This is a genomic window from Bradyrhizobium sp. Ken64 (genome assembly GCF_055807555.1).
Genome location: NZ_JBVVPA010000022.1, coordinates 14,955 through 33,877, shown reverse-complemented (window position 1 = coordinate 33,877; position 18,923 = coordinate 14,955). Strand labels below are relative to the sequence as shown.

The 18,923-nt window shown below is 64.0% G+C and carries 21 protein-coding genes; 12 read left to right on the top strand and 9 right to left on the bottom strand.

What is annotated here, in order from left to right; translation table 11 throughout:
- Positions 1-177 precede the first annotated feature (177 nt).
- Positions 178-2,487, top strand: a complete 2,310-nt coding sequence (locus AC0L2F_RS28910; RefSeq protein WP_007609425.1) for an NADP-dependent malic enzyme — start codon at positions 178-180, stop codon at positions 2,485-2,487.
- 314 nt (positions 2,488-2,801) lie between these two features.
- The gene (locus tag AC0L2F_RS28905) at positions 2,802-3,254 is read left to right on the top strand and encodes a DoxX family protein (protein WP_007609426.1); all 453 of its coding nucleotides are present in this window, start codon (positions 2,802-2,804) and stop codon (positions 3,252-3,254) included.
- Positions 3,255-3,258: 4 nt separating this feature from the next.
- Here the strand turns inward: AC0L2F_RS28905 and AC0L2F_RS28900 are convergent, their stop codons facing one another.
- The 4 genes from AC0L2F_RS28900 to AC0L2F_RS28885 all read right to left on the bottom strand — a co-directional run bounded on the left by AC0L2F_RS28900 (position 3,259) and on the right by AC0L2F_RS28885 (position 7,339).
- Positions 3,259-3,819, bottom strand: a complete 561-nt coding sequence (locus AC0L2F_RS28900; RefSeq protein ID WP_473250738.1) for a dihydrofolate reductase — start codon at positions 3,817-3,819, stop codon at positions 3,259-3,261.
- An 8-nt stretch (positions 3,820-3,827) separates the two neighbouring features.
- Positions 3,828-4,853 carry a polysaccharide deacetylase family protein gene (locus AC0L2F_RS28895; protein ID WP_007609428.1) on the bottom strand — a complete coding sequence of 342 codons (1,026 nt, stop codon included), beginning with the start codon at positions 4,851-4,853 and terminating at the stop codon, positions 3,828-3,830.
- Between the two features lie 165 nt (positions 4,854-5,018).
- Positions 5,019-5,588 (bottom strand): glutathione peroxidase, encoded by a 570-nt coding sequence (locus tag AC0L2F_RS28890; protein ID WP_473250737.1) that lies wholly within the window; start codon positions 5,586-5,588, stop codon positions 5,019-5,021.
- A 92-nt stretch (positions 5,589-5,680) separates the two neighbouring features.
- On the bottom strand, positions 5,681-7,339 hold the full coding sequence (locus AC0L2F_RS28885) for a L,D-transpeptidase (protein WP_473250767.1): 1,659 nt from the start codon (positions 7,337-7,339) through the stop codon (positions 5,681-5,683).
- 208 nt (positions 7,340-7,547) lie between these two features.
- Between AC0L2F_RS28885 and AC0L2F_RS28880 the strand changes: the two genes are divergently transcribed.
- The gene (locus AC0L2F_RS28880) at positions 7,548-8,096 is read left to right on the top strand and encodes a CreA family protein (RefSeq protein ID WP_007609437.1); all 549 of its coding nucleotides are present in this window, start codon (positions 7,548-7,550) and stop codon (positions 8,094-8,096) included.
- Between the two features lie 33 nt (positions 8,097-8,129).
- Here the strand turns inward: AC0L2F_RS28880 and AC0L2F_RS28875 are convergent, their stop codons facing one another.
- Positions 8,130-8,339, bottom strand: coding sequence for a hypothetical protein (locus AC0L2F_RS28875; protein WP_007609438.1), 210 nt, complete (start codon positions 8,337-8,339; stop codon positions 8,130-8,132).
- Between the two features lie 418 nt (positions 8,340-8,757).
- On the opposite strand from AC0L2F_RS28875, the gene AC0L2F_RS28870 reads away from it, so the two are divergent.
- Entirely contained in the window at positions 8,758-8,922 is a 165-nt protein-coding gene (locus tag AC0L2F_RS28870) for a hypothetical protein (protein ID WP_473250736.1), read from the top strand.
- Between the two features lie 35 nt (positions 8,923-8,957).
- Positions 8,958-9,320 (top strand): hypothetical protein, encoded by a 363-nt coding sequence (locus AC0L2F_RS28865; RefSeq protein ID WP_473250735.1) that lies wholly within the window; start codon positions 8,958-8,960, stop codon positions 9,318-9,320.
- A gap of 3 nt (positions 9,321-9,323) precedes the next feature.
- Here the strand turns inward: AC0L2F_RS28865 and AC0L2F_RS28860 are convergent, their stop codons facing one another.
- On the bottom strand, positions 9,324-9,572 hold the full coding sequence (locus AC0L2F_RS28860; protein ID WP_007609447.1) for a DUF6719 family protein: 249 nt from the start codon (positions 9,570-9,572) through the stop codon (positions 9,324-9,326).
- Between the two features lie 51 nt (positions 9,573-9,623).
- Positions 9,624-11,111 carry a MocR-like pyridoxine biosynthesis transcription factor PdxR gene (gene pdxR, locus AC0L2F_RS28855; protein WP_473250734.1) on the bottom strand — a complete coding sequence of 496 codons (1,488 nt, stop codon included), beginning with the start codon at positions 11,109-11,111 and terminating at the stop codon, positions 9,624-9,626.
- Positions 11,112-11,185: 74 nt separating this feature from the next.
- Between pdxR and AC0L2F_RS28850 the strand changes: the two genes are divergently transcribed.
- From AC0L2F_RS28850 to AC0L2F_RS28820, 7 genes are all read left to right on the top strand, one after another.
- A complete protein-coding gene (locus AC0L2F_RS28850) occupies positions 11,186-11,911 on the top strand; it encodes a pyridoxamine 5'-phosphate oxidase family protein (RefSeq protein ID WP_473250733.1) in 726 nt (241 codons plus the stop codon).
- A gap of 54 nt (positions 11,912-11,965) precedes the next feature.
- Positions 11,966-13,243, top strand: a complete 1,278-nt coding sequence (locus AC0L2F_RS28845) for an ArgE/DapE family deacylase (RefSeq protein WP_473250732.1) — start codon at positions 11,966-11,968, stop codon at positions 13,241-13,243.
- A gap of 253 nt (positions 13,244-13,496) precedes the next feature.
- Entirely contained in the window at positions 13,497-14,306 is an 810-nt protein-coding gene (locus AC0L2F_RS28840) for an alpha/beta hydrolase (protein ID WP_473250731.1), read from the top strand.
- Positions 14,307-14,339: 33 nt separating this feature from the next.
- Complete coding sequence (gene kynA, locus AC0L2F_RS28835; RefSeq protein ID WP_473250730.1) at positions 14,340-15,179, top strand: tryptophan 2,3-dioxygenase; 840 nt, start codon at positions 14,340-14,342, stop codon at positions 15,177-15,179.
- An 8-nt stretch (positions 15,180-15,187) separates the two neighbouring features.
- The gene (gene kynU, locus AC0L2F_RS28830; RefSeq protein ID WP_473250729.1) at positions 15,188-16,390 is read left to right on the top strand and encodes a kynureninase; all 1,203 of its coding nucleotides are present in this window, start codon (positions 15,188-15,190) and stop codon (positions 16,388-16,390) included.
- 171 nt (positions 16,391-16,561) lie between these two features.
- On the top strand, positions 16,562-16,963 hold the full coding sequence (locus AC0L2F_RS28825; RefSeq protein WP_007609457.1) for a PaaI family thioesterase: 402 nt from the start codon (positions 16,562-16,564) through the stop codon (positions 16,961-16,963).
- Between the two features lie 150 nt (positions 16,964-17,113).
- Positions 17,114-17,743, top strand: a complete 630-nt coding sequence (locus AC0L2F_RS28820) for a GNAT family N-acetyltransferase (RefSeq protein WP_473250728.1) — start codon at positions 17,114-17,116, stop codon at positions 17,741-17,743.
- An 80-nt stretch (positions 17,744-17,823) separates the two neighbouring features.
- Here AC0L2F_RS28820 and AC0L2F_RS28815 read toward each other — a convergent pair whose 3' ends face one another.
- Complete coding sequence (locus AC0L2F_RS28815) at positions 17,824-18,129, bottom strand: hypothetical protein (protein WP_007591844.1); 306 nt, start codon at positions 18,127-18,129, stop codon at positions 17,824-17,826.
- A 95-nt stretch (positions 18,130-18,224) separates the two neighbouring features.
- The gene (locus AC0L2F_RS28810) at positions 18,225-18,911 is read right to left on the bottom strand and encodes a DUF2161 domain-containing phosphodiesterase (protein ID WP_219683542.1); all 687 of its coding nucleotides are present in this window, start codon (positions 18,909-18,911) and stop codon (positions 18,225-18,227) included.
- Positions 18,912-18,923 lie beyond the last annotated feature (12 nt).

The window sequence follows — 18,923 nt, the reverse complement described above, 5'->3', positions numbered from 1 at the left end:
GAAAGTGAACGCTATCAGATATTTGACGGCGCGCCCTGTTGATGGGGCCGCAATCGGATGTTGCCACCGGGGCGCCCGGCGTGCTTCATCCCGTTTCCATGACCCGGAAATACCACCGGAAGGCGGGCCGGTCAGGACAACGTAGTTTGAGGCCGGTAACGCGAGGCGAGACACCGCATGTCGTCTTATTCCGATGATCTCCACCAGGCGGCGCTCGCCTATCACCGTCTGCCGCGCCCCGGAAAGCTCGAGATTCAGGCGAGCAAGCCGCTCGCCAACCAGCGTGACCTCGCGCTGGCCTATTCTCCCGGCGTCGCCGCCGCCTGCATGGAGATCGCCAAGAATCCGGCGGAAGCGGCGACGCTGACGATCCGCTCCAATCTGGTCGCCGTGGTTTCGAACGGCACCGCCGTGCTCGGCCTCGGCAATATCGGTCCGCTGGCCTCGAAGCCGGTGATGGAGGGCAAGGCGGTCCTGTTCAAGAAATTTGCCGGTATCGACGTGTTCGACATCGAGATCGCGGCCGATACCATCGAGCGCGTGGTCGAGACGGTGGCCGCGCTCGAGCCGACCTTCGGCGGCATCAATCTCGAGGACATCCGCGGACCGGAATGCTTTGAGATCGAGGCGCAGCTCAAGGAGCGCATGAAGATCCCGGTCTTCCATGACGACCAGCATGGCACCGCGATCATCGTCGCCGCCGCGATCACCAATGGCCTGCGCCTGAACGGCAAGAACCTGTCGGACGTCAAGATCGTGGCATCGGGAGCAGGGGCCGCAGCGCTCGCGACACTGAACCTGCTGGTGTCGATGGGCGCGCAGCGCAAGAACATCTGGGTCTGCGACATCGACGGCCTCGTTCACGAAGGTCGCAACACCACGATGGACCGTTGGAAGGCGGTCTATGCGCAGAAGACCGACAAGCGCACCCTCGCCGACGTCATCGGCGGCGCCGACATCTTCATCGGCCTCTCCGCACCGGGCGTGCTCAAGCCCGAGATGGCCAAGGCGATGGGCGACAAGCCGCTCATCATGGCGCTCGCGAATCCGACGCCGGAGATCATGCCGGAGGAGGCGCGCAAGGTGCGTCCCGACGCCATGATCTGCACCGGCCGCTCCGATTTTCCGAACCAGGTCAACAACGTCCTGTGCTTTCCCTTCATCTTCCGCGGCGCGCTCGATGTCGGCGCCAGCGCCATCAACGAGGAGATGAAGCACGCCGCCGTCGAGGCCATCGCGCAGCTCGCGCGCGAGGCGCCGTCCGATGCGGTCGCGCAAGGCTTCGATACCGGCGAGACGCAAGGGTTTGGCCCGGGCTCGCTGATCCCGAGTCCTTTTGATCCGAGGTTGATCCTGCGCATCGCGCCGGCGGTGGCGAAGGCCGCGATGGAATCGGGCGTTGCGACCCGGCCCATCACCAATTTCGACGAGTACACCGCGCTGCTCGAGCGCTTCGCGTTCCGCTCCGGCCTCGTCATGAAGCCGATGTTCGCGAAGGCCAAGACCCAGCCGGTGCGGGTGATTTACGCCGAAGGCGAGGACGAGCGCGTGCTGCGCGCGACCCAGGTGGTGCTGGAAGAAAAGCTGGCGACGCCGATCCTGGTCGGACGTCCGTCGGTGGTCGAGGCGCGCATCAAGCGCTTCGGCCTGTCGATCAAGGCCGGCAAGGACTTCGACCTCGTCAATCCCGAGGACGATCCGCGCTACCGCTCCTACGTGCAATCCTATGTCGAGGTCGCCGGCCGCCGCGGCGTCACGCCGGACGCGGCGCGCACGGTGGTGCGCACCAACAACACCGTCATCGCGGCGCTCGCGGTGGTGCGCGGCGAGGCGGACGCCATGCTCTGCGGCGTCGAGGGCCGCTACATGAGCCATCTGCGCCATGTCCGCGAGATCGTCGGCTTCACGCCGGGGATCAGCGACTATGCGGCGCTGGCGCTGCTGATCACGAGCAAGGGCGCCTTCTTCATCGCCGACACCCAGGTGCGGCCCAATCCGAGCGCCGAAGAGCTCGCCGAGATCGCCTCGCTCGCGGCGGTCCACGTCCAACGCTTCAACATCAAGCCGAAGATCGCCTTCGTCTCGCATTCGGATTTCGGCAGCTACGACACGGAATCCTCGCGCAAGATGCGCCGGGCGACCCAGCTCCTGAAGGAGAAGCATCCGGAGCTCGAGGCCGACGGTGAGATGCAAGGCGACACCGCGCTCTCGGCCGCTGCGCGCAAAATGGTGCTGCCGCACTCCAACCTCGAGGGCGAGGCCAACATCATGATCATGCCAAGCCTCGACACCGCCAACGTCGCCTACCAGATGATCAAGTCGCTGGCGGACGCGCTGCCCGTCGGTCCGATCCTGATCGGCCCGGCGCGCCCGGCCCACATTCTCACCCCGTCGGTGACGGCGCGAGGCATCCTCAACATGACCGCGGTCGCTGTGGTGGAAGCGCAGGAGCGCGCGTCCCGGCAGCAGCCGACGTTGTTTACGTAGGGGCGGCCGCGCGAGAGGTGCAATCCCTTCTCCCCTTGCGGGAGAAGGTGGCGCGAAGCGCCGGATGAGGGGTTCTCTCCGCGCGACGAATCTCGAGAGTTGTCCCTGCCGATAGAAACCCCTCACCCGTCTCGCCGCTTCGCGGCGAGCCACCCTCTCCCGCAAGGGGAGAGGGGAAGAGGCTCCTGGTGCTAGTTTTGAATTACTTTCACTTCGCGATTTCCCCGTTTGTAAACCGGCGAATGACTCTCCATAATCCCTGAGTGCTTTCGTCAAAAATCCGGTTTCAAAATGCCTGAGCAAAGAGGCCGATCATGCCAGCGTTCGTGACTTTCGGGCGGATCCTGTTCGCCGTGCTGTTCATCTACACGGGTGCGGCAAGACTGTTTGCCATGCAGGCGACCGTTGATTTCATCGCCGCCAAGGTCGTGGTGCCCGACATGATCGCGCCTTACGCCAAGCAGATCGAGACGGCGACGGCCATGACCACGCCGCAACTGCTGGCGATCGCGGTCGGCGGGCTCGAGATCATCGCGGGGGTGATGATCGCTCTGAATTTCGGCGCGCGCTTCTTCGCGATGCTGATGATCATCTATCTCGCGGTCGCGACCTTCCTGTTCTACGACTTCTGGAATCAGGTGCCGCCCGACAACGGCAAGATGCTGGTCGACGCGCTCAAGAACCTGTCGATCATCGGCGCGCTGTTCATGATCATGGGCTATGGCCGCGCCACGCGTCCGGCCGAGGCGGCCTACGGGGACGTGTAAGGGTTTAAACCACCTGCGTCCTGCGCCACGGCGTCACCGTCACGTCATGCGCGGCGTCGAGCAGATACGGCGCGCCCGGCTTCATCCCGTGTGAGGCCAGCACCTCCTGAGGCGTGCGCTCCGGTACTTCGACAAAACAGCCTTCGCCGCCGGGCAGCCGCAGGTGCGGGGCTTCCGACAGCCAGAACGTGTCGTAGCGGTGCATGAACATGTCGAACACGACGGGCCCGCCGATGATTGCGACGGTGCCGGAGGCGACATCGGCGAACGCGCAGGCGTCTTCGAAGCTGGCGTGATCCGGATTCCACAAGGTCGCGTTCGGCATTTCGGGATCGACGGTCAGAGCCTTGATCTTGCGGGTCAGGACCAGGCGCTTGCGCTTGGGTGAATTCGGCTGCTGCTCGTGCGAGTGACGGCCGTGCACGATCAGCGCGGCGCGATCGAGCGCCTGCTCGAAAAACAGCTTGTCGCCTTCGAACTTTAGGCTGTCAGGCATGACATGATCGGCGTCGGCGAGCATGCCGTCGGCAGAAACGATGACGTAGCCTTCGATCCGAAAGGACAATGGCGCGGCTATTCGGAAACCGTCGTCACGACGCTGTTGACCGGCCGGTTGCTCACCGTCGGCAGCTTGACGTCCTTGAGCAGCTCCTGGTCGTATTCCGGCAGCGTCGAGGCCGGGAACTTGGCGCGCATCGCCACCACCTTGTAACCGCCGGCCTTCAGGCGCTTGAGCAATTCGGGCAGGGCTTCCGCAGTGTGCTTCTGGAAGTCGTGCATCAGGATGATGCCCTTGCCCTTGCTCTCGAGCTTCTTCATGACGGTCTCGATCACCTTCTCGGGCTTCGAAGCCTTGAAGTCGAAGGAGTCGATGTCGCAGGAGAAGATCGCCGTGTTGCGGTTGCCGAGATAGGTGACCATCTCCGGCGGATGCTGGAGCGCCGGGAAGCGGAAGAAAGGCGAGGGCGAAATGCCGCCGAGCGCCCATTTCACCGCGGAGAGGCCCTTCTCGATCTCCTCCTTGCGCTGCGCTTCCGTGAGCTTCTTGTTGTTGAGGTTGGCGTGCGACCAGGTGTGGGTGCCCACGGTATGGCCGGCCGCGTAGACCTGCTTGAGGATCTCCGGCTCGTAGGTCGCGTGCTTGCCGATGGAGAAGAAGATGCCGGTGGTGCACTCGTCGGCGAGCGCCTTCAGCACCGCGGGCGTGTTCTTGGGCCAGGGGCCGTCGTCGAAAGTCAGCACCACCTCCTTGTCGCGCAGGAAGTCGAGCTCCTTGAAATGCTCGAAGCCGAAGCCGGGACCACCCGTGGTGTCGATCTCGACCGTGCGGGCGACGCCGAGTGCGCCGGGGGTATTGCAGGCCGCGCGGGCGGGCTGCGGCGCCTGTTTAGGCGGGGGAGGATTGACGAAGCCCGCCGGCGCGGCGGCTGCTGCAGGAGCGGGTGCCGGAGCCGCAGCGGGCGCAGCCGCAGCCGGTGTTGCCGTCGGTGCGGCCTGCGTCGCAACAGCGGGCTTTGCAGCCGGGGTCTGCGACCATGCCGCGCCCGTCATCGCCAGAGACATCGCGCTTGCTAAAATCAGTCCTGCCGCCACACGCATGGTGTTGTCCTCGAGATTGATCCCGTTGTTCCGCCGCGGCTTTTCGCCTCCGGCAAAACCATCCTGCCCCTAACGATCCTAGCCTAGATGGTGGGCCCTCGCCATTGCAACGGCTGTTTGGCGCCCCAGCCCAATTGTGCCCAACCGGGTTGGGAACGCGTGGCGTCAAGTGTCGGCCAGCGCCTTGGCGATCGCCGTCTTGATCCGCGTATCGGCAGGCTCGACCGTGGAGGCAAAGACATCGGCGATATAGCCGTCGCGGCCGATCAGATATTTGTGGAAGTTCCAGCGCGGAACTTCTCGCGGACGCGCCTCTGCCGCCCATTTGTAGAACGGATGCGCCTTCGCACCGACCACGACGGCCTTGGCCGCCATCGGGAAGGTAACGCCGTATAGGTGGTGGGCGGTTTCCGAGATCTCGCTGGTGCCGCCGGGCTCCTGTCCGCCGAAGTCGTTGGAGGGCACGCCAATGACAGTGAGGCCGCGTTCGCGAAACTCGCTCCAGATGTCTTGCAGGCGGGCATATTGCGGCGTGTAACCGCACAGCGAAGCGGTGTTGACCACCAGCAGCGGTTTGCCGGTGAAGGCCGCAAGGCGGATGTCGTCGCCTGACAAGGCCGGGAAAGAGAAGGCAAAGGCAGAGATTCGGCTCATGCCGCCATCCGCCCGTGCACGCGTCGCCGGCGCCAGCGTGCCTGCAAAGGCGGCGATGAGCATGGTTCTGCGGTTCATCATGACGGCGTCCCCCGAAATGATCTGGGAGGCATCTTACTCCGCCGGTGCGAGCGGCCTCGTCAACACCGCGTTATCTGCCGCGATGAAGCGCGTTAGTACAGGCGGACGATGAAATCGGTGCCTTCGCCAGTCTCGCCTTGGTTGATGCCCTGGTCAGAGACGATGATCGAGCCGCCTGATGTCAGCATTTCGTTGATCTTCGCGATCGTGTCGGCCGCGATCGAGACGCGGTCGAGGGCCTCGGCCGGGCTGTCCGGCGTGACCACAGGCTTGGCAGCGACGGGAATCACGGCCGCGCCACGCCGGCGGCTTGTCATGCGGCCGTTATCTTCGCGCGCGGCAGAGCGGACGGATACTGGCAATGACACAACAGACCAATGCAGTGCATTGGAATCGGCCTTGTCAACTTCGGCGGTGAAGACATGGGTGCCGAGCGGCCGATCACTCGCAGCGATCGTGACAGGCACCTCGAACAGCGGCGCAAAGTTCTGCCGCACGTAGAGCTTGGAATCCTTGCGGCTGATGAAGACCGCGATCTGGCCCGCCCGCTTGGGCGCTTCAGGTTTTGCCACGGGTGCCGGATCGGCAACGCGGGTCTCGTCCTTCTTCACGTCGGGCGTGGCCGCCTGCGCTGGTGCCATGACCGGCGTATCGGACGTCTTCGCGGTTTCGGACTTCGCGGTTTCGGACTTGGCCGTTTCAGACTTGGCCGTTTCAGACTTGGCCGTTTCAGGCTTGGCAGTTTCCGACTTCGGCGTCTCCGCGGCCTCGACAGGCTTCGCTTCAGTGTCCGCGGGCTGGACGGCGTCTCCGGCCTGGGGCTTGGCCGCGTCCGTCGCCTCGGCGGTCTTGGTCTCCGGCTTTGCCGTTGTCTCGGTCTGGTCGGCCGATGCTGCGGCGTCCTCGCGGGCCGGAGCGTATCCGGTGGTCACGTCCGACATCACGGTGTGGCCGACCGACGAGCGCAGCTCGAACACGCCGTCGGCGCTGGCGGTTTTCGTTTCAACCGGCTTTGCTTCGGTGGCCGCGGTATTGGCCGTGCCCTTGTCAGCCTTGTCGCCGGCATTGGTCTGCGGCTCGAGGCTGGCCGCGGGTTGCGGCGGAACGCGCACCGAGGCAAGCAGCGGATGTGAGAAGTTCTGCGGCGACATCTGACCGGGCGAAACGATCACGCGCGCGCCCATCCTGGTCCAGTTCCACATCTTCACCGCGAACGCCATCGGCATGCGGATGCAGCCGTGCGAGGCCGGATAGCCCGGCAGCACGCCCGCATGCATGGCGACGCCCGACCACGTGATCCGCTGCATGTACGGCATCGGCGCGCCGCTATAGATGTTGGAGTGGTGGAATTTGTGCTTCTGGATGACGCTGAACACACCCATCGGCGTCGAATGGCCCTTCATGCCCGTCGACACCGGGGATTCCGCGAACACGCCGTTGGTGTCGTAGACCGTGACCTTCTGCCGGTCGATCGAGACGACGATGACGAGAGGACCTTGCGGTTTCGTGCCGGCTTCTTTTTCGGCGACAAGGTCTTTCTTACCGGCCGTGGCGCGCTTCTGCGGCTTCTGGCGCGGGACGTCGGGGTGGCGCTCCTGGCGCCCGTAGGACCCGTCCGAATAATCCGTCCAGTAATAAAATGCTGCGTCCGCCTGGCTCGCCGTGCCGATCGCACCCGCCGCCGTCAAAATGGCGACCTGCCAAAATCGCGCCGGCTTGGCAGAAAAACCAGACCCGTTCACGCTGTTCATCATCGAATCCATAATCCAAATCAAATGTTAGTCTCTCAGAGGGGATACGCGTTCACCAGCACGGCGGTTCTGCGATCAGCTACTTTTGTCCAAACCGTAGCAAAAAAGCCTCACGGAGCGGTAAACGGCGGCCGTGTCGGCTCCCCGGTCGTCTTCCTGATCGGTCAACCGATGCCTACATTGCCTGGACTTGTTACCGGAGAACTTCATGTCATCTCGTTTCCCCAGTCTTTCCAGCATCCGCTTGAAAGGCCTCGCTTTATTCCTCCTGGCGCTGACCGTGCCGGCAGCGTCCGCCTTCGCAGCGGACGAGCCGGATCTGATCTTCCGCCGCTCGACCGTGTTCAAATGGATGAGCCCAAACGACAAGCTTGCGACCTACGGCCTCGACGATCCTGAAGTCGAGGGCGTGGCCTGTCATTTCACGGTGCCGGAGAAGGGCGGCTTCAAGGGCTGGCTGGGCCTTGCCGAGGAGGTCTCGGACATTTCGCTCGCCTGCCGTCAGGTGGGCCCGATCAAATTCAAGAACAAGATGGAGCAGGGCGACGACATGTTCCGCCAGCGCCGCTCGCTGTTCTTCAAGAAGATGCAGATCGTGCGCGGCTGTGACGCCAAGCGCAACGTGCTGGTCTACATGGTCTATTCGGACAGGCTGATCGAGGGTTCGCCGAAGAACTCGACCTCGACCGTGCCGGTCATGCCGTGGGGACCGGCGGACGCGAACGTCCAGAAGTGCGGAGAGTTCTTCACCCAGTGACGCTCTTGCGTTCACTCAGTGACGCGCTTGCGTTCACTCGGTGATGTCAGCGCGGTTGGCGCGCGGTTTTGCAAGATGCGAGCCGGTCAGCCGCACGAATGACTGCGGCGTGGCCTCAAACCCACGGCTCGATTGCAGCGCCATTTCGCCAGGCGAATTGGCGCTGCTGCGAACAGGCTGTTGCTCCCGGCGGTCCGTTCGTCGGTCCGCATCGCGCGTCGTTGCGCGAACTTGCGCCGTCATGGTGGCCGTTCCTCACATGAACGCGCTCGGCGATCCCCGGGCGTCCTCGGTCTCGATAGCTTGGGTCGCAGTCGAAGCGCCCCCGGTTCGACAGGACCCAGCCTTCGTTCGGCTTCTCTTCAGCAGAAAAACGTAAAACGCATGTGAAGGGTGTGAGGCGGGATCATGGCGACGCCAGCGTTCCGGCGCGCATCCGAGCTCGTCCGGAGCCTGTCAGGCCACATTGGGCTGCCGCACGACCCATCTGAAAAGATTGAGATTTTCCGTCGAATGTGTCGTCGCCGCGAGCGGGACGAAACAATTCTCACGGAGATGAAACCATTTTCCGGCTTTGGCGCATCACGCGCGAAACCGCCCATGGTTATCAACATCACAACGACGACGGCGCACGCCGGCCACCGAATTCGGAGAGAAGTCCATGCGCACGCTCAGCCTCATCCTTGCTTTCGGTTTCGTGCTTGCCGGCTCCTCGTTCGCAGGCTCGCCGGACGGCAATGTCCCGGGCATCGGCACTTTCCAGTATAGCGGCTCGCCGATCATGGCCCCGGCGCAGCAGCCGATCGTGGTTGCCGCGCGCTTCTGATCGCCAACAAGAAAAATCAGCCGATAAAGGCCATCATGATTGTTCGTACTTTTGCTGCGGCGTTCATATCCCTTCTGACGATCAGTGCCGTTCAGGCGCAGGTGCGCTCTCTCTCCAGATTACCCGATCCCCGTACCGAGTTCGTGAGGCAATGCGCGCCGCGCATGCTCGGACGGTGGGAGCATCCGGAAGAGGTCTGCGGCTGCCTGCACGATCATGCCGCCGCCGTCGTCGAGGATCGCGATCTCCGCGAGGCCCTGCTGCGCGGCATCAGCGAGACCGGGGTGCCGACGATCGAGACCGACTGGGTGCCGGCCGCAAAGCAGACCGAAATCGGCCCGACCTTCACCAAGATAGCCAAGCCGACCCTGCAATGCATGTTCGATCCGGCGAAGTAGCGCTCATCGCTTTGATTTCGGACCAAACCGCGACACGCAGGTGCTGGTCCGTGCGATGCCCTTGTCGGTCATCTTGGCGCCGCGCACTTCCTTGACTTGTCCGGCGGGACAGGTTCCGTCGTCCACTTGCACGCGCTGGCCGAGCTTGAGATCGACGATGTCCTGCTCGCGTCCGACCGTGCCTGCGCGCGCCGTCGCGGCGAGTGCGATGAAGATCAGGAGCGAGAGGCAAGTCGCGCGGCGTAGCAGCATGGTGTGAGCTCCCGGCATCGATGCCGCAATGTAGGGAGCGGTAGCCGATTCTCATAGTGAACGTTGGTCATGCCCGCCGGGCCGCTTGCGCCTCGCTCGCAAGGCCGCTCGCGATTCCCGCGCGAGCCGCTCGGCGGATGCCACGAGCTTCGGAACCGCGTGGCCGGAAAATCCCAGCACGAAGCCGGGCAGTGGACGTGAGCGTGAATAGGTGTCGGCCAACAGCCAGCCTTCGGCGCGGGCGGCCTGCTTGGCTTCTGCCGCCACGAGCGGATCGACCGAGGGATCGAACCGGGCGACAAGATGCAGACCCTGCGATGGGACCGGCACCGACAGCACGCCGTCGGATGCGGCTTCGAGCGTCCCGGCCAGCGCGTCGCGCGCCTCGCGGTAAAGCTTGCGCACGCGCTTCAGGTTCGCCGCGAACGCGCCGGAATTCAGCATGTCGGCCACCGCACCCTCCATCAGCGTCCCGGGAAAGCGGTCGAGCGCGGCCCGCCCCGCGGCGACATCCGCAATCAAGCGCTCGGGCAGGGCGCAATAGCCGATGCGCAGGCCCGGAAACAGCGTCTTGGCGAACGTGCCCATGTAGATCACGCGCTGGAGGTGATCGATGCCGGCCAGCGACATCAGCGGCGCGCCGTCATAACGGAATTCGCTGTCGTAATCGTCTTCCAGCACGAAGGCGCCGGCCTGCCTGGCCCAGTCCAGCAGCTCGAGCCGCCGCGGCATCGACATCTGCACGCCCAGCGGAAACTGGTGCGATGGCGTCACATAGGCTGCGCGCGCGGACGGCGCCGCTGCGCGGCCTCTGGCGATCCGCATGCCGTGCGCGTCGACGGGCACGGACACGGCACGATAGCCGCAATGCGCGATGGTTTTGCGCGCGGCGGGGTAGCCTGGATCCTCGCACCAGACCTGGTCGTTCGGCTTCAGGATCGCGCTCAGCACGATGCGCAGCGCGTGCAGCGTGCCTGACGTCAGCATGATCTGATCGGGATCGCAGCGCAGGCCCCGCGCTGACAACAGATGATCGGCGATCGCCACACGCAGCTCGCGGCTCCCGCGGGGATCGCCATAGTGCAGATGCTCCGCGCCGAAGGCGCGCATGCGACGGCCGACAAAGGCCCGGAAACGCTGCACGGCGCGGGCGTCGATATGGGTGCAGCCGAGCGAAAACGCGCCTTGCCCCGGCGTTTCGACGCTGATCTTCGGCCGCTTCAGCTCGGCCGCGCGTGCGGGAATGCGCGCGGCGACAAACGTGCCGGAGCCGACGGTGGCGTCGGCAAAGCCGTCGGCGATCAGCCGCTCATAGGCGGTGACGACGGCATTGCGCCGAAAGCCGGTTTGTTTGGCCAGCGTGCGCGACGGCGGCAGCGGCTCGCCGGGTTTCACCAGACCGCCGACGATCATCTCGCACAGTGCCTGATACAGCCGATGCGCCGACGAGGCGCCAGCCGTGATGTGCGGGCCTGCGAGATCGAGCGGCAGCTCGGCCTTGGCGGGCGAGGGGGTGGAATTGGTCGGAATTTTTCGCATGGAATTGGCACTATCGCAGACCAAATCCACGGCTACAACTGCTCTGGAAGTGTTGCAATCCGACAGGAGCGGCCGTGAGCCAGACCGAGAACCCAAATTCCTATCCGACATCCGCGCGCAACCAGGTGAAGCGCCGTCACGACCGCGGCTTCTACGATCACGACACCGTTCATCGCATCCTGGATTCCTCGATGCTCTGCCACGTCTCCTACGCGATCGACGGCCAGCCCTATTGCACGCCGACCTTTTTCTGGCGCGAAGGGACCAAGCTGTATTGGCACGGCTCGAGCGCCAGCCGCATGCTGCGCAACCAGACCCGGGGCGAGCGTGTGTGCCTGACGGTCGCCCATCTCGACAGTCTGGTGCTGGCGCGCTGTGGATTCAATCACTCGGCCGACTACCGCGCCGTGATGGCATTCGGCACCGCCTATCTCGTCACCGATCCCGAGGAGAAGGAGCGCGCCGTCATCGCGATGGTCGACCGCTTCTTCCCCGATCGCACCGCAAGCCTGCGGGCGAGCAACACGCAGGAGATCAAGGCGACCTCCTTTATCGCGATGGAGATCGAGGAGGCCTCCGCGAAAATCCGCGCCAAGGGTGTCGCCGACGACGACGAGGACTATGAATTGCCGATCTATGCCGAGCGCATCCCGGTACGCACCGTGCTCGGCGCGCCGGAGCCTTGCCCGCGGCTGCTCGACGGCGTGCGCCGGCCGGCGACACTGAATGGCTATTCGGAAGGCCGGCTGCTCGAAGATGCATTGCGGGATGCTTATTTTGCAGAGTACCCGAACGGCTGAAATCGGTTAGCTTGCGCTCCATCGATGATCTCAATGCCCGATTGGAGTTGCCTGATGAATGCCGAAACGCAGCAGAGGATTCTTGACGCCGTCGATGCCGGCTTCGAAACCCAGCTCGCGACCACCCGCGATTTCGTCGCGATCCCCTCGACCCGCGGGGCGGAGGGGCCATGCCAGGACATGATCGGTGACCTCCTGCGCGTGCGCGGCTACGAGGTCGACGACTGGCATATCAATGTCGACGACCTCAAGGATCTGCGCGGCTTCGGACCCATCGAGCACGATTTTTCGAAGGCGCGCACTGTGGTCGGGACGTACCGGCCCGAAACAGAGGCGGGCAAATCGCTGATCCTCCAGGGCCACTGCGACGTCGTACCAGCCGGGCCGCTGGAACTATGGGACACCCCGCCGTTCTCGCCCATCATCAAGGACGGCAAGATGTTCGGTCGCGGTGCGTGCGACATGAAGTCCGGCACCATCGCAGCGCTCTCCGCGCTCGATGCGATCAGGGCCGCGGGCCTCAAGCCGACGGCGCGGATTCACTTCCAGTCGGTGATCGAGGAGGAGAGCACCGGCGTCGGCGCACTCTCGACGCTTCAACGCGGCTATCGTGCCGATGCCTGCTTCATCCCAGAGCCGACCGGCGGCAAGATGGTGCGCTCGCAGGTGGGCGTGATCTGGTTCCGCCTACGCGTGAAGGGCCATCCGACCCATGTCGCCTTCGCCGGCTCCGGCGCGAACGCAATCATGGCGGCCTATCATTTGATCCAGGCGCTGCAAAAACTCGAGATCGAGTGGAACGAGCGCGCGAAAGCCGATCGTCACTTCAAGACGCTGAACCATCCCATCAACTTCAACCCCGGCATCATCAAGGGCGGCGACTGGGCCTCCAGCGTGCCGGCCTGGTGCGACGTCGATTGCCGGATTGCCGTGTTGCCGGGCTGGTCGATCGCCGATCACCAGAAGGAGATCATGGCCTGCGTTGCGGCTGCCGCGCGCAACCACCGCTTCCTCGCCAATAATCCCCCGGAGGTCGAATGGTCGGGCTTTTTGTCGGAAGGCTATGAGCTGACCGACGCCGTCGCGCCTGAGGCGGCGTTCGGCAAGGCCTTCAACACCGTCTATGGCGGCGCAGTCGAAGATCTCGTCTTCACCGCGCTCACCGACACCCGCTTTTACGGCCTCAATCACGGCATCCCGAGCCTCTGCTTCGGCGCGAGCGGCGGCGAGATGCACGGCTTCAATGAATATGTCGATCTGGACTCGCTGAAGAAGACGACCAAGGCAATGGCGCTATTCATCGCGAATTGGTGCGGGGTGGAGAAGGGGTAGGGGCCTTCCGCCGTCATTGCGAGGAGCCCTTGCGACGAAGCAATCCAGACTGCCACCGCGGAGGCAGACTGGATTGCTTCCGCCTTCGCTGAAGCTTCGGCGGACAAGTCGCTGCGCTCGCAATGACGGGGGCTGCCCAATCCACCGGCGTTCCAAAATCCTTTAAGCTTAAACTAAAGACTAGGATGCCGCCCGCGCTGGTGGCAGACTGGCGCCAGGTCCACAAGGCCTTGAGTCCGTCGAGGAAGTCACGATGCGCGATTGGGATGACGCTTACGCCAATTCGGCCCATATCCCGGGCTCGGACAAGATACCGGCGCTGTGGGCGGAGCGGGCGGCGGCTTATCGCGCCGGGCTGAAGGAGTTTCGCGCTGACATCGCCTACGGCACCAGCGAGCGCCAGCGGCTCGACCTCGTCCTGCCCGACGGCGACAGCAAGGGCCTCGTCGTGTTCGTCCACGGCGGCTATTGGATGCGCTTCGACAAATCGGCATGGACTGATCTCGCCGAAGGCGCGCGTCATCATGGCTGGACCGTGGCACTGCCAAGCTACACGCTGACGCCGGCCGCGCGCATCTCCGACATTACGGCGGAAATCACCACAGCGACCGCCAAGGCGGCCTCGCTCGTCGCGGGTCCGATCCGGCTCGCCGGCCATTCCGCGGGCGGTCATCTCGTCACGCGCATGCTGTGCGACGACAGCCGGCTGGAGCCCGCCGTCTACAACCGCGTCGCCGGCACGCTTTCGATCAGCGGCCTGCATGATCTGCGTCCACTGCTCAAGACCAGGATGAACGACACCCTGCGCATGACGATGGAGGAGGCGACGCTGGAAAGCGCGGCGCTGCATCTGCCGCGCGGGGCTTCGCCGGTGACCGCCTGGGTCGGGGGCAACGAGCGGCCCGAATTCATCCGCCAGTCCGATCTGATGGCCAATGTCTGGACTGGATTCGACGTGCCGACGCGTCTTGTCGTCGATCCCGGGCTGAACCATTTCACCGTGATCGACGCCCTCAAGGACCCCTCCTCGCCAATTACCGCGCGCCTGATCGGCCTCGACTGACGAGGCCTCAAAAATCGATCGAAAGGGCCTGCCATGACGTCCAGCCAATACGATCCCGCAAGCGAAGGCGCCGAGACCGATTTCGCCCGGCGGATGTCCTATGGCAACTATCTGGCGCTGGACGCGATCCTCGGCGCGCAGCATCCGCTGTCGGAAGCGCATGACGAGATGCTGTTCATCATCCAGCATCAGACCACCGAGCTGTGGATGCGGCTCGCCATCCACGAGCTCAGCGCCGCACGCCGTTCGATCGCAAAGGATGAGGTGCAGCCTGCGATGAAGATGTTGGCACGGATGTCGCGCATCTTCGAGCAGCTCAACGGCGCCTGGGACGTTCTGCGCACCATGACGCCCAGCGAGTATACGCGCTTCCGCTCGCAGCTTGGCCAGTCCTCGGGCTTCCAGTCGCGGCAATACCGGCTCATCGAATTCCTGCTCGGCAATCGCAACCATGCCATGCTCAAGCCGCACGCGCACGATCTGGAAACCACGCAGCTGCTCGAAGCCGAGCTCGCAACGCCGAGCCTCTATGACGAGGTGCTCCGGCTCGCCGACCGCAACGGGCTCAAGATGCCCGCGGCCGTGCTGGCGCGCGATGTTCGCGAGACTCATAGCTTCAATGAAGGTGTGCTGCAGGCTTGGCGTATCGTCTACGAAGCGCCGGAAACGCACTGGATGCTCTATGAACTCGCCGAGAAGCTGGTCGATTTCGAGGATTATTTCCGGCGCTGGCGCTTCAACCATGTGACGACGGTCGAGCGCGTCATCGGCTTCAAGCGCGGCACCGGCGGCACCGGCGGCGTCAGCTACCTCAAGCGCATGCTGGAGGTCGAGCTGTTTCCTGAACTCTGGCGCGTGCGCACGATCCTGTAGAGATTTTCATGACCAAGCTTCGCGTCTACGACGACACCAAAGCGCTATTCCATATGCCGGACGGTGTGATCTATCTCGACGGCAATTCGCTCGGCGCGTTGCCGCTTGGCGTTGCCGAGCGCGTCAGCCGCGTCATCACCGCCGAGTGGGGCGATGAATTGATCCGCGCCTGGAATACGGCGGGCTGGTATGCCCAGCCGCGCCATGTCGGCGATCGCATCGCGCGACTGATCGGTGCGGAAGCCGGCTCCGTCATGGTCGGAGATACGCTGTCGCTCAAGGTCTATCAGGCGCTCGCCGCCGCGCTCGACATGAACGGATCGCGCAAGGTCGTCCTGTCGGACACCGGCAACTTTCCGACCGATCTCTACATGGCCGAAGGCCTGATCGCGACCCTTGGCCGTGGGCATCAATTGCGCCTGGTGGTGCCGGAGGAGATCGAGGCTTCGTTGTCGGAGGAGATCGCGGTGCTCTATATCACCGAGGTCGATTACCGCACCGGACGGCGCCACGACATGGCGAAGCTGACTGCAAGAGCGCATGCGCTCGGCATCGTCACGGTCTGGGACCTCGCGCATTCGGCCGGCGCGCTGCCGGTTGACCTTGCAGGCACCGGCGCTGATTTTGCCGCCGGATGCACCTACAAATACATCAACGCCGGCCCCGGCGCGCCGGCCTTCCTCTACGTCGCGCCACGCCACGCCGACAGCGTGCGCGCCGCTTTGTCGGGGTGGATGGGGCACGCAAAGCCGTTCGCGTTCGAGCTTGCCTATGCGGCCGCCGGCGGCGTCGAGCGCATGCGCGTCGGAACACCGCCGGTGTTGGCAATGGCGGCGCTGGAGGCCTCGCTCGACATCTGGGACCAAGTTGATATCGCGGAGGTCCGGGCCCGCTCGCTGGCGCTTGGCGATCTCCTGATTGCCGAGGTGGAACGCCGCTGTCCGTCCTTGAAGCTTGTTACGCCGCGCACGCATGAGCGCCGCGGCTCTCAGGTCTCCTTCGCCTTCGGCGGCGGCTACGCCGCAATGCAGGCCCTCATCGCCCGTGGCGTCGTCGGGGATTTCCGCGCGCCTGACATCATGAGGTTTGGCATCACGCCGCTGTATATCGGCGAGACCGAGGTGATGAAGGCAGCCGAGATCATCGAGGAGGTGATTGCGGGCGAGGTGTGGCGGCGGCCGGAGTATCAGGTGGTGAATGCGGTGACGTGAGGTACGAAGGCTGTCTCCCCGTCATTGCGAGCGCAGCGAAGCAATCCAGAAATGTATTCGCGGAAAGATTCTGGATTGCGTCGCTGCGCTCGCAATGACGACCTCGGACGTCATTGCTTTGCCGCGCGGAGCAATTCACCCTGTGAGCAGAATGATTTGGGAGGAGATCTGATGACGCCGCTCGAGAAACTTAAAGCGATGAAGATGCCGTTTGCCGAACTCAAGGGCGTCGAGTTCGTCGAAGCCGGGAAGGATCGCGTGGTGGCGCGGATGATGGTCAGGCCCGATCTCTGCACGCTTCATCACACGATTCACGGAGGCGCGGTGATGGCGCTGGCCGATTCCGTCGGCGCGGCGGCCACCGTGATCAATCTGCCGGAGGACGCCAAGGGCACGACCACGCTCGAGAGCAAGACCAACTTCATCGGCGGGGCCAAGGAGGGAACCACGGTGATCGCGACCGCTACCCCAATCCACAGAGGCCGGCGCACCCAGGTCTGGACCACCCGGCTGGAGACCGAGGACGGCAAGCTGATCGCCGTGGTGACGCAAACCCAGCTGGTCCTCGTATGAATACGGGGGCTTGATTTTATTAACGAATTAGTCGCCTCCAATGCCCGAAACTTGGGCAGGTTCCCGTCTTGAAAAGTTTGTTGCGATGCACAATATTGGAGGCCTAGGGATTCGAACGCCTCCTCGAGGGATACCAAGAGGAGTTTTGACTTGTCACTCGCAGCAGATTTTGGACTTGAAGTAACCAGCCGCCCGAAGTCCGTTCAGGGCTACGTGCGCACCTTGAGCCAGCAGGAAGAATTGCCGCTCTTGCGCGATCATCTGCTGAGGCTCGATGCCGAAAGCCGGCACGATCGCTTCAACGGTTTTCTCGACGACAGTTTTATCGAGCGTTACGCCGCCCGCTGTGCCGAGGACGGCACCGTGATCGTCGCCTATATCGTAGATGGCGTGGTCCGCGGTGCGGCCGAGCTGCATCCGCCCGAGGACGATTCGCTGCCCGAGGTCGCCTTCAGCGTGGAAGCCTCGGCGCGGCGCCAGAACGTCGGCACCGTGCTGTTCAGCCGCCTGATCGCGGAAGCGCGCTGGAAAGGCTACAAGCGCCTGCGCATTACCACCGGCGCCGAGAATCACGCGATGCGGGCGCTCGCCAGGAAGTTCGGGGCGCATCTGCAATTCCGTCATGGCGAATCGACCGGTACGATCGATCTCGCCAGGGCGCCCGAGGACGAGCTCGCTGATCTCGCGGCCTCACCATTCACGGCCGGCCGCGCTCTCATCAGCTTCAACTCGACCTGCTGGAAGATCATCTCCAGCATCTATGGCAATCGCGCCGCCTGACCTGAAAAAGCCGTCTGGAATCAAAAGAGCGGACCGGCAAAACCGGTCCGCTTTTGTATTGGATGTAGGGAACTAGGCTGTCAGGTGCCGGTGCGCTTGTCGTTGCCGAAGCGGCGCACGACACGGCGTTCGACCACCACCGAGCGCTGCGCGCCCTGTTCGCCGGCGATCACGCGGGTCGAGGTGATGCGGCTGTTGGTGCGAACCTGTTTCTTGACCTCGGCCTGGACGACATCGAGCGGCATGCCCATCAGGGCTGCGGCGATCTCGGCCTGCTGCTCCTGATCATCGGTGATGCCGACGGCGGCGAAGATCGCCTCGTCCAGGGTCGGCGGATCGTGGCGCACGCGCCGCGTGCCATATTTGGTATTCCAGTCTGCGTTCATAACGGCCTCGTTTCGATGCCGGGATACCTAGTGCCGTCTATGTTGCATTGCAATATGAAAAAGATGTGGCATCTCAGCTATGCACCGGTTGGGTGTCAGGGTGGTGACGCGACACCGGCAACATCCGCAACCCGCTGCTGTGGCCAGCGTTTCAGCGCCGCGTGGCCCGCTTCCGTCAGCCCGTAGATTCCCCGCTCGGTGCGTTCGAACCAGCCATACACATTGTTAAGCATGATCTTGCCGGCATCCGGACAGCGTTGGCGCAATTCGCTCACCTTCCGCGGGCCTGCTGCAAGCTCCGAGGCGCAGGCCAGCGCCTGCTGCCGATAGGCCGTCATGATCGGCGCGCGCGTGCTGCCGCCCAGCACCGGATCGCCCTGGCGGCGCTGATGCTCTGCGACGAGGCGCGAACGGACCTTCGGCTCGCGGCGTGGTGCTGCCGTCGGCGGCTTCACCAGTACTTCGACCTGACCGCGGTCGGTCACCCCGAGCATGCCGAAGCCGAGGCGGCGACAGAGATTGCGATAGCGCGCGTCGGTCTCACGACCCTTGCCGCGCACTGACATCTTTGCGGCAATCCAGACCTCGTCGCCGGCCGGTGCACGATCGACCGCCTGAAGGATCAGCTCGAGATTGAAGGTCAGCTTGAGCTCGCCGATCACCACCACCGGCGGATCGCCGGCGCTGAGACCCACGAGATCGCAGCCGCCGATCTCGCCCTTGACCGTGAAGCCGAGCTCTTCGAGGAAGCGTTTGACAGGCAGGTAGAGCGTGGTTTCCAAAGGAAGCTTCCG

Bases quoted from the DNA above. Each gene is read 5' to 3' on its own strand.
- AC0L2F_RS28910 (WP_007609425.1), top strand. From the start codon at position 178: ATGTCGTCTTATTCCGATGATCTCCACCAGGCGGCGCTCGCCTATCAC.
- AC0L2F_RS28905 (WP_007609426.1), top strand. From the start codon at position 2,802: ATGCCAGCGTTCGTGACTTTCGGGCGGATCCTGTTCGCCGTGCTGTTC.
- AC0L2F_RS28895 (WP_007609428.1), bottom strand. From the start codon at position 4,853: ATGCGTGTGGCGGCAGGACTGATTTTAGCAAGCGCGATGTCTCTGGCG.
- AC0L2F_RS28890 (WP_473250737.1), bottom strand. From the start codon at position 5,588: ATGATGAACCGCAGAACCATGCTCATCGCCGCCTTTGCAGGCACGCTG.
- AC0L2F_RS28885 (WP_473250767.1), bottom strand. From the start codon at position 7,339: ATGAACAGCGTGAACGGGTCTGGTTTTTCTGCCAAGCCGGCGCGATTT.
- AC0L2F_RS28880 (WP_007609437.1), top strand. From the start codon at position 7,548: ATGTCATCTCGTTTCCCCAGTCTTTCCAGCATCCGCTTGAAAGGCCTC.
- AC0L2F_RS28875 (WP_007609438.1), bottom strand. From the start codon at position 8,339: ATGACGGCGCAAGTTCGCGCAACGACGCGCGATGCGGACCGACGAACG.
- AC0L2F_RS28870 (WP_473250736.1), top strand. From the start codon at position 8,758: ATGCGCACGCTCAGCCTCATCCTTGCTTTCGGTTTCGTGCTTGCCGGC.
- AC0L2F_RS28865 (WP_473250735.1), top strand. From the start codon at position 8,958: ATGATTGTTCGTACTTTTGCTGCGGCGTTCATATCCCTTCTGACGATC.
- AC0L2F_RS28860 (WP_007609447.1), bottom strand. From the start codon at position 9,572: ATGCTGCTACGCCGCGCGACTTGCCTCTCGCTCCTGATCTTCATCGCA.
- pdxR (WP_473250734.1), bottom strand. From the start codon at position 11,111: ATGCGAAAAATTCCGACCAATTCCACCCCCTCGCCCGCCAAGGCCGAG.
- AC0L2F_RS28845 (WP_473250732.1), top strand. From the start codon at position 11,966: ATGAATGCCGAAACGCAGCAGAGGATTCTTGACGCCGTCGATGCCGGC.
- AC0L2F_RS28840 (WP_473250731.1), top strand. From the start codon at position 13,497: ATGCGCGATTGGGATGACGCTTACGCCAATTCGGCCCATATCCCGGGC.
- kynA (WP_473250730.1), top strand. From the start codon at position 14,340: ATGACGTCCAGCCAATACGATCCCGCAAGCGAAGGCGCCGAGACCGAT.
- kynU (WP_473250729.1), top strand. From the start codon at position 15,188: ATGACCAAGCTTCGCGTCTACGACGACACCAAAGCGCTATTCCATATG.
- AC0L2F_RS28825 (WP_007609457.1), top strand. From the start codon at position 16,562: ATGACGCCGCTCGAGAAACTTAAAGCGATGAAGATGCCGTTTGCCGAA.
- AC0L2F_RS28815 (WP_007591844.1), bottom strand. From the start codon at position 18,129: ATGAACGCAGACTGGAATACCAAATATGGCACGCGGCGCGTGCGCCAC.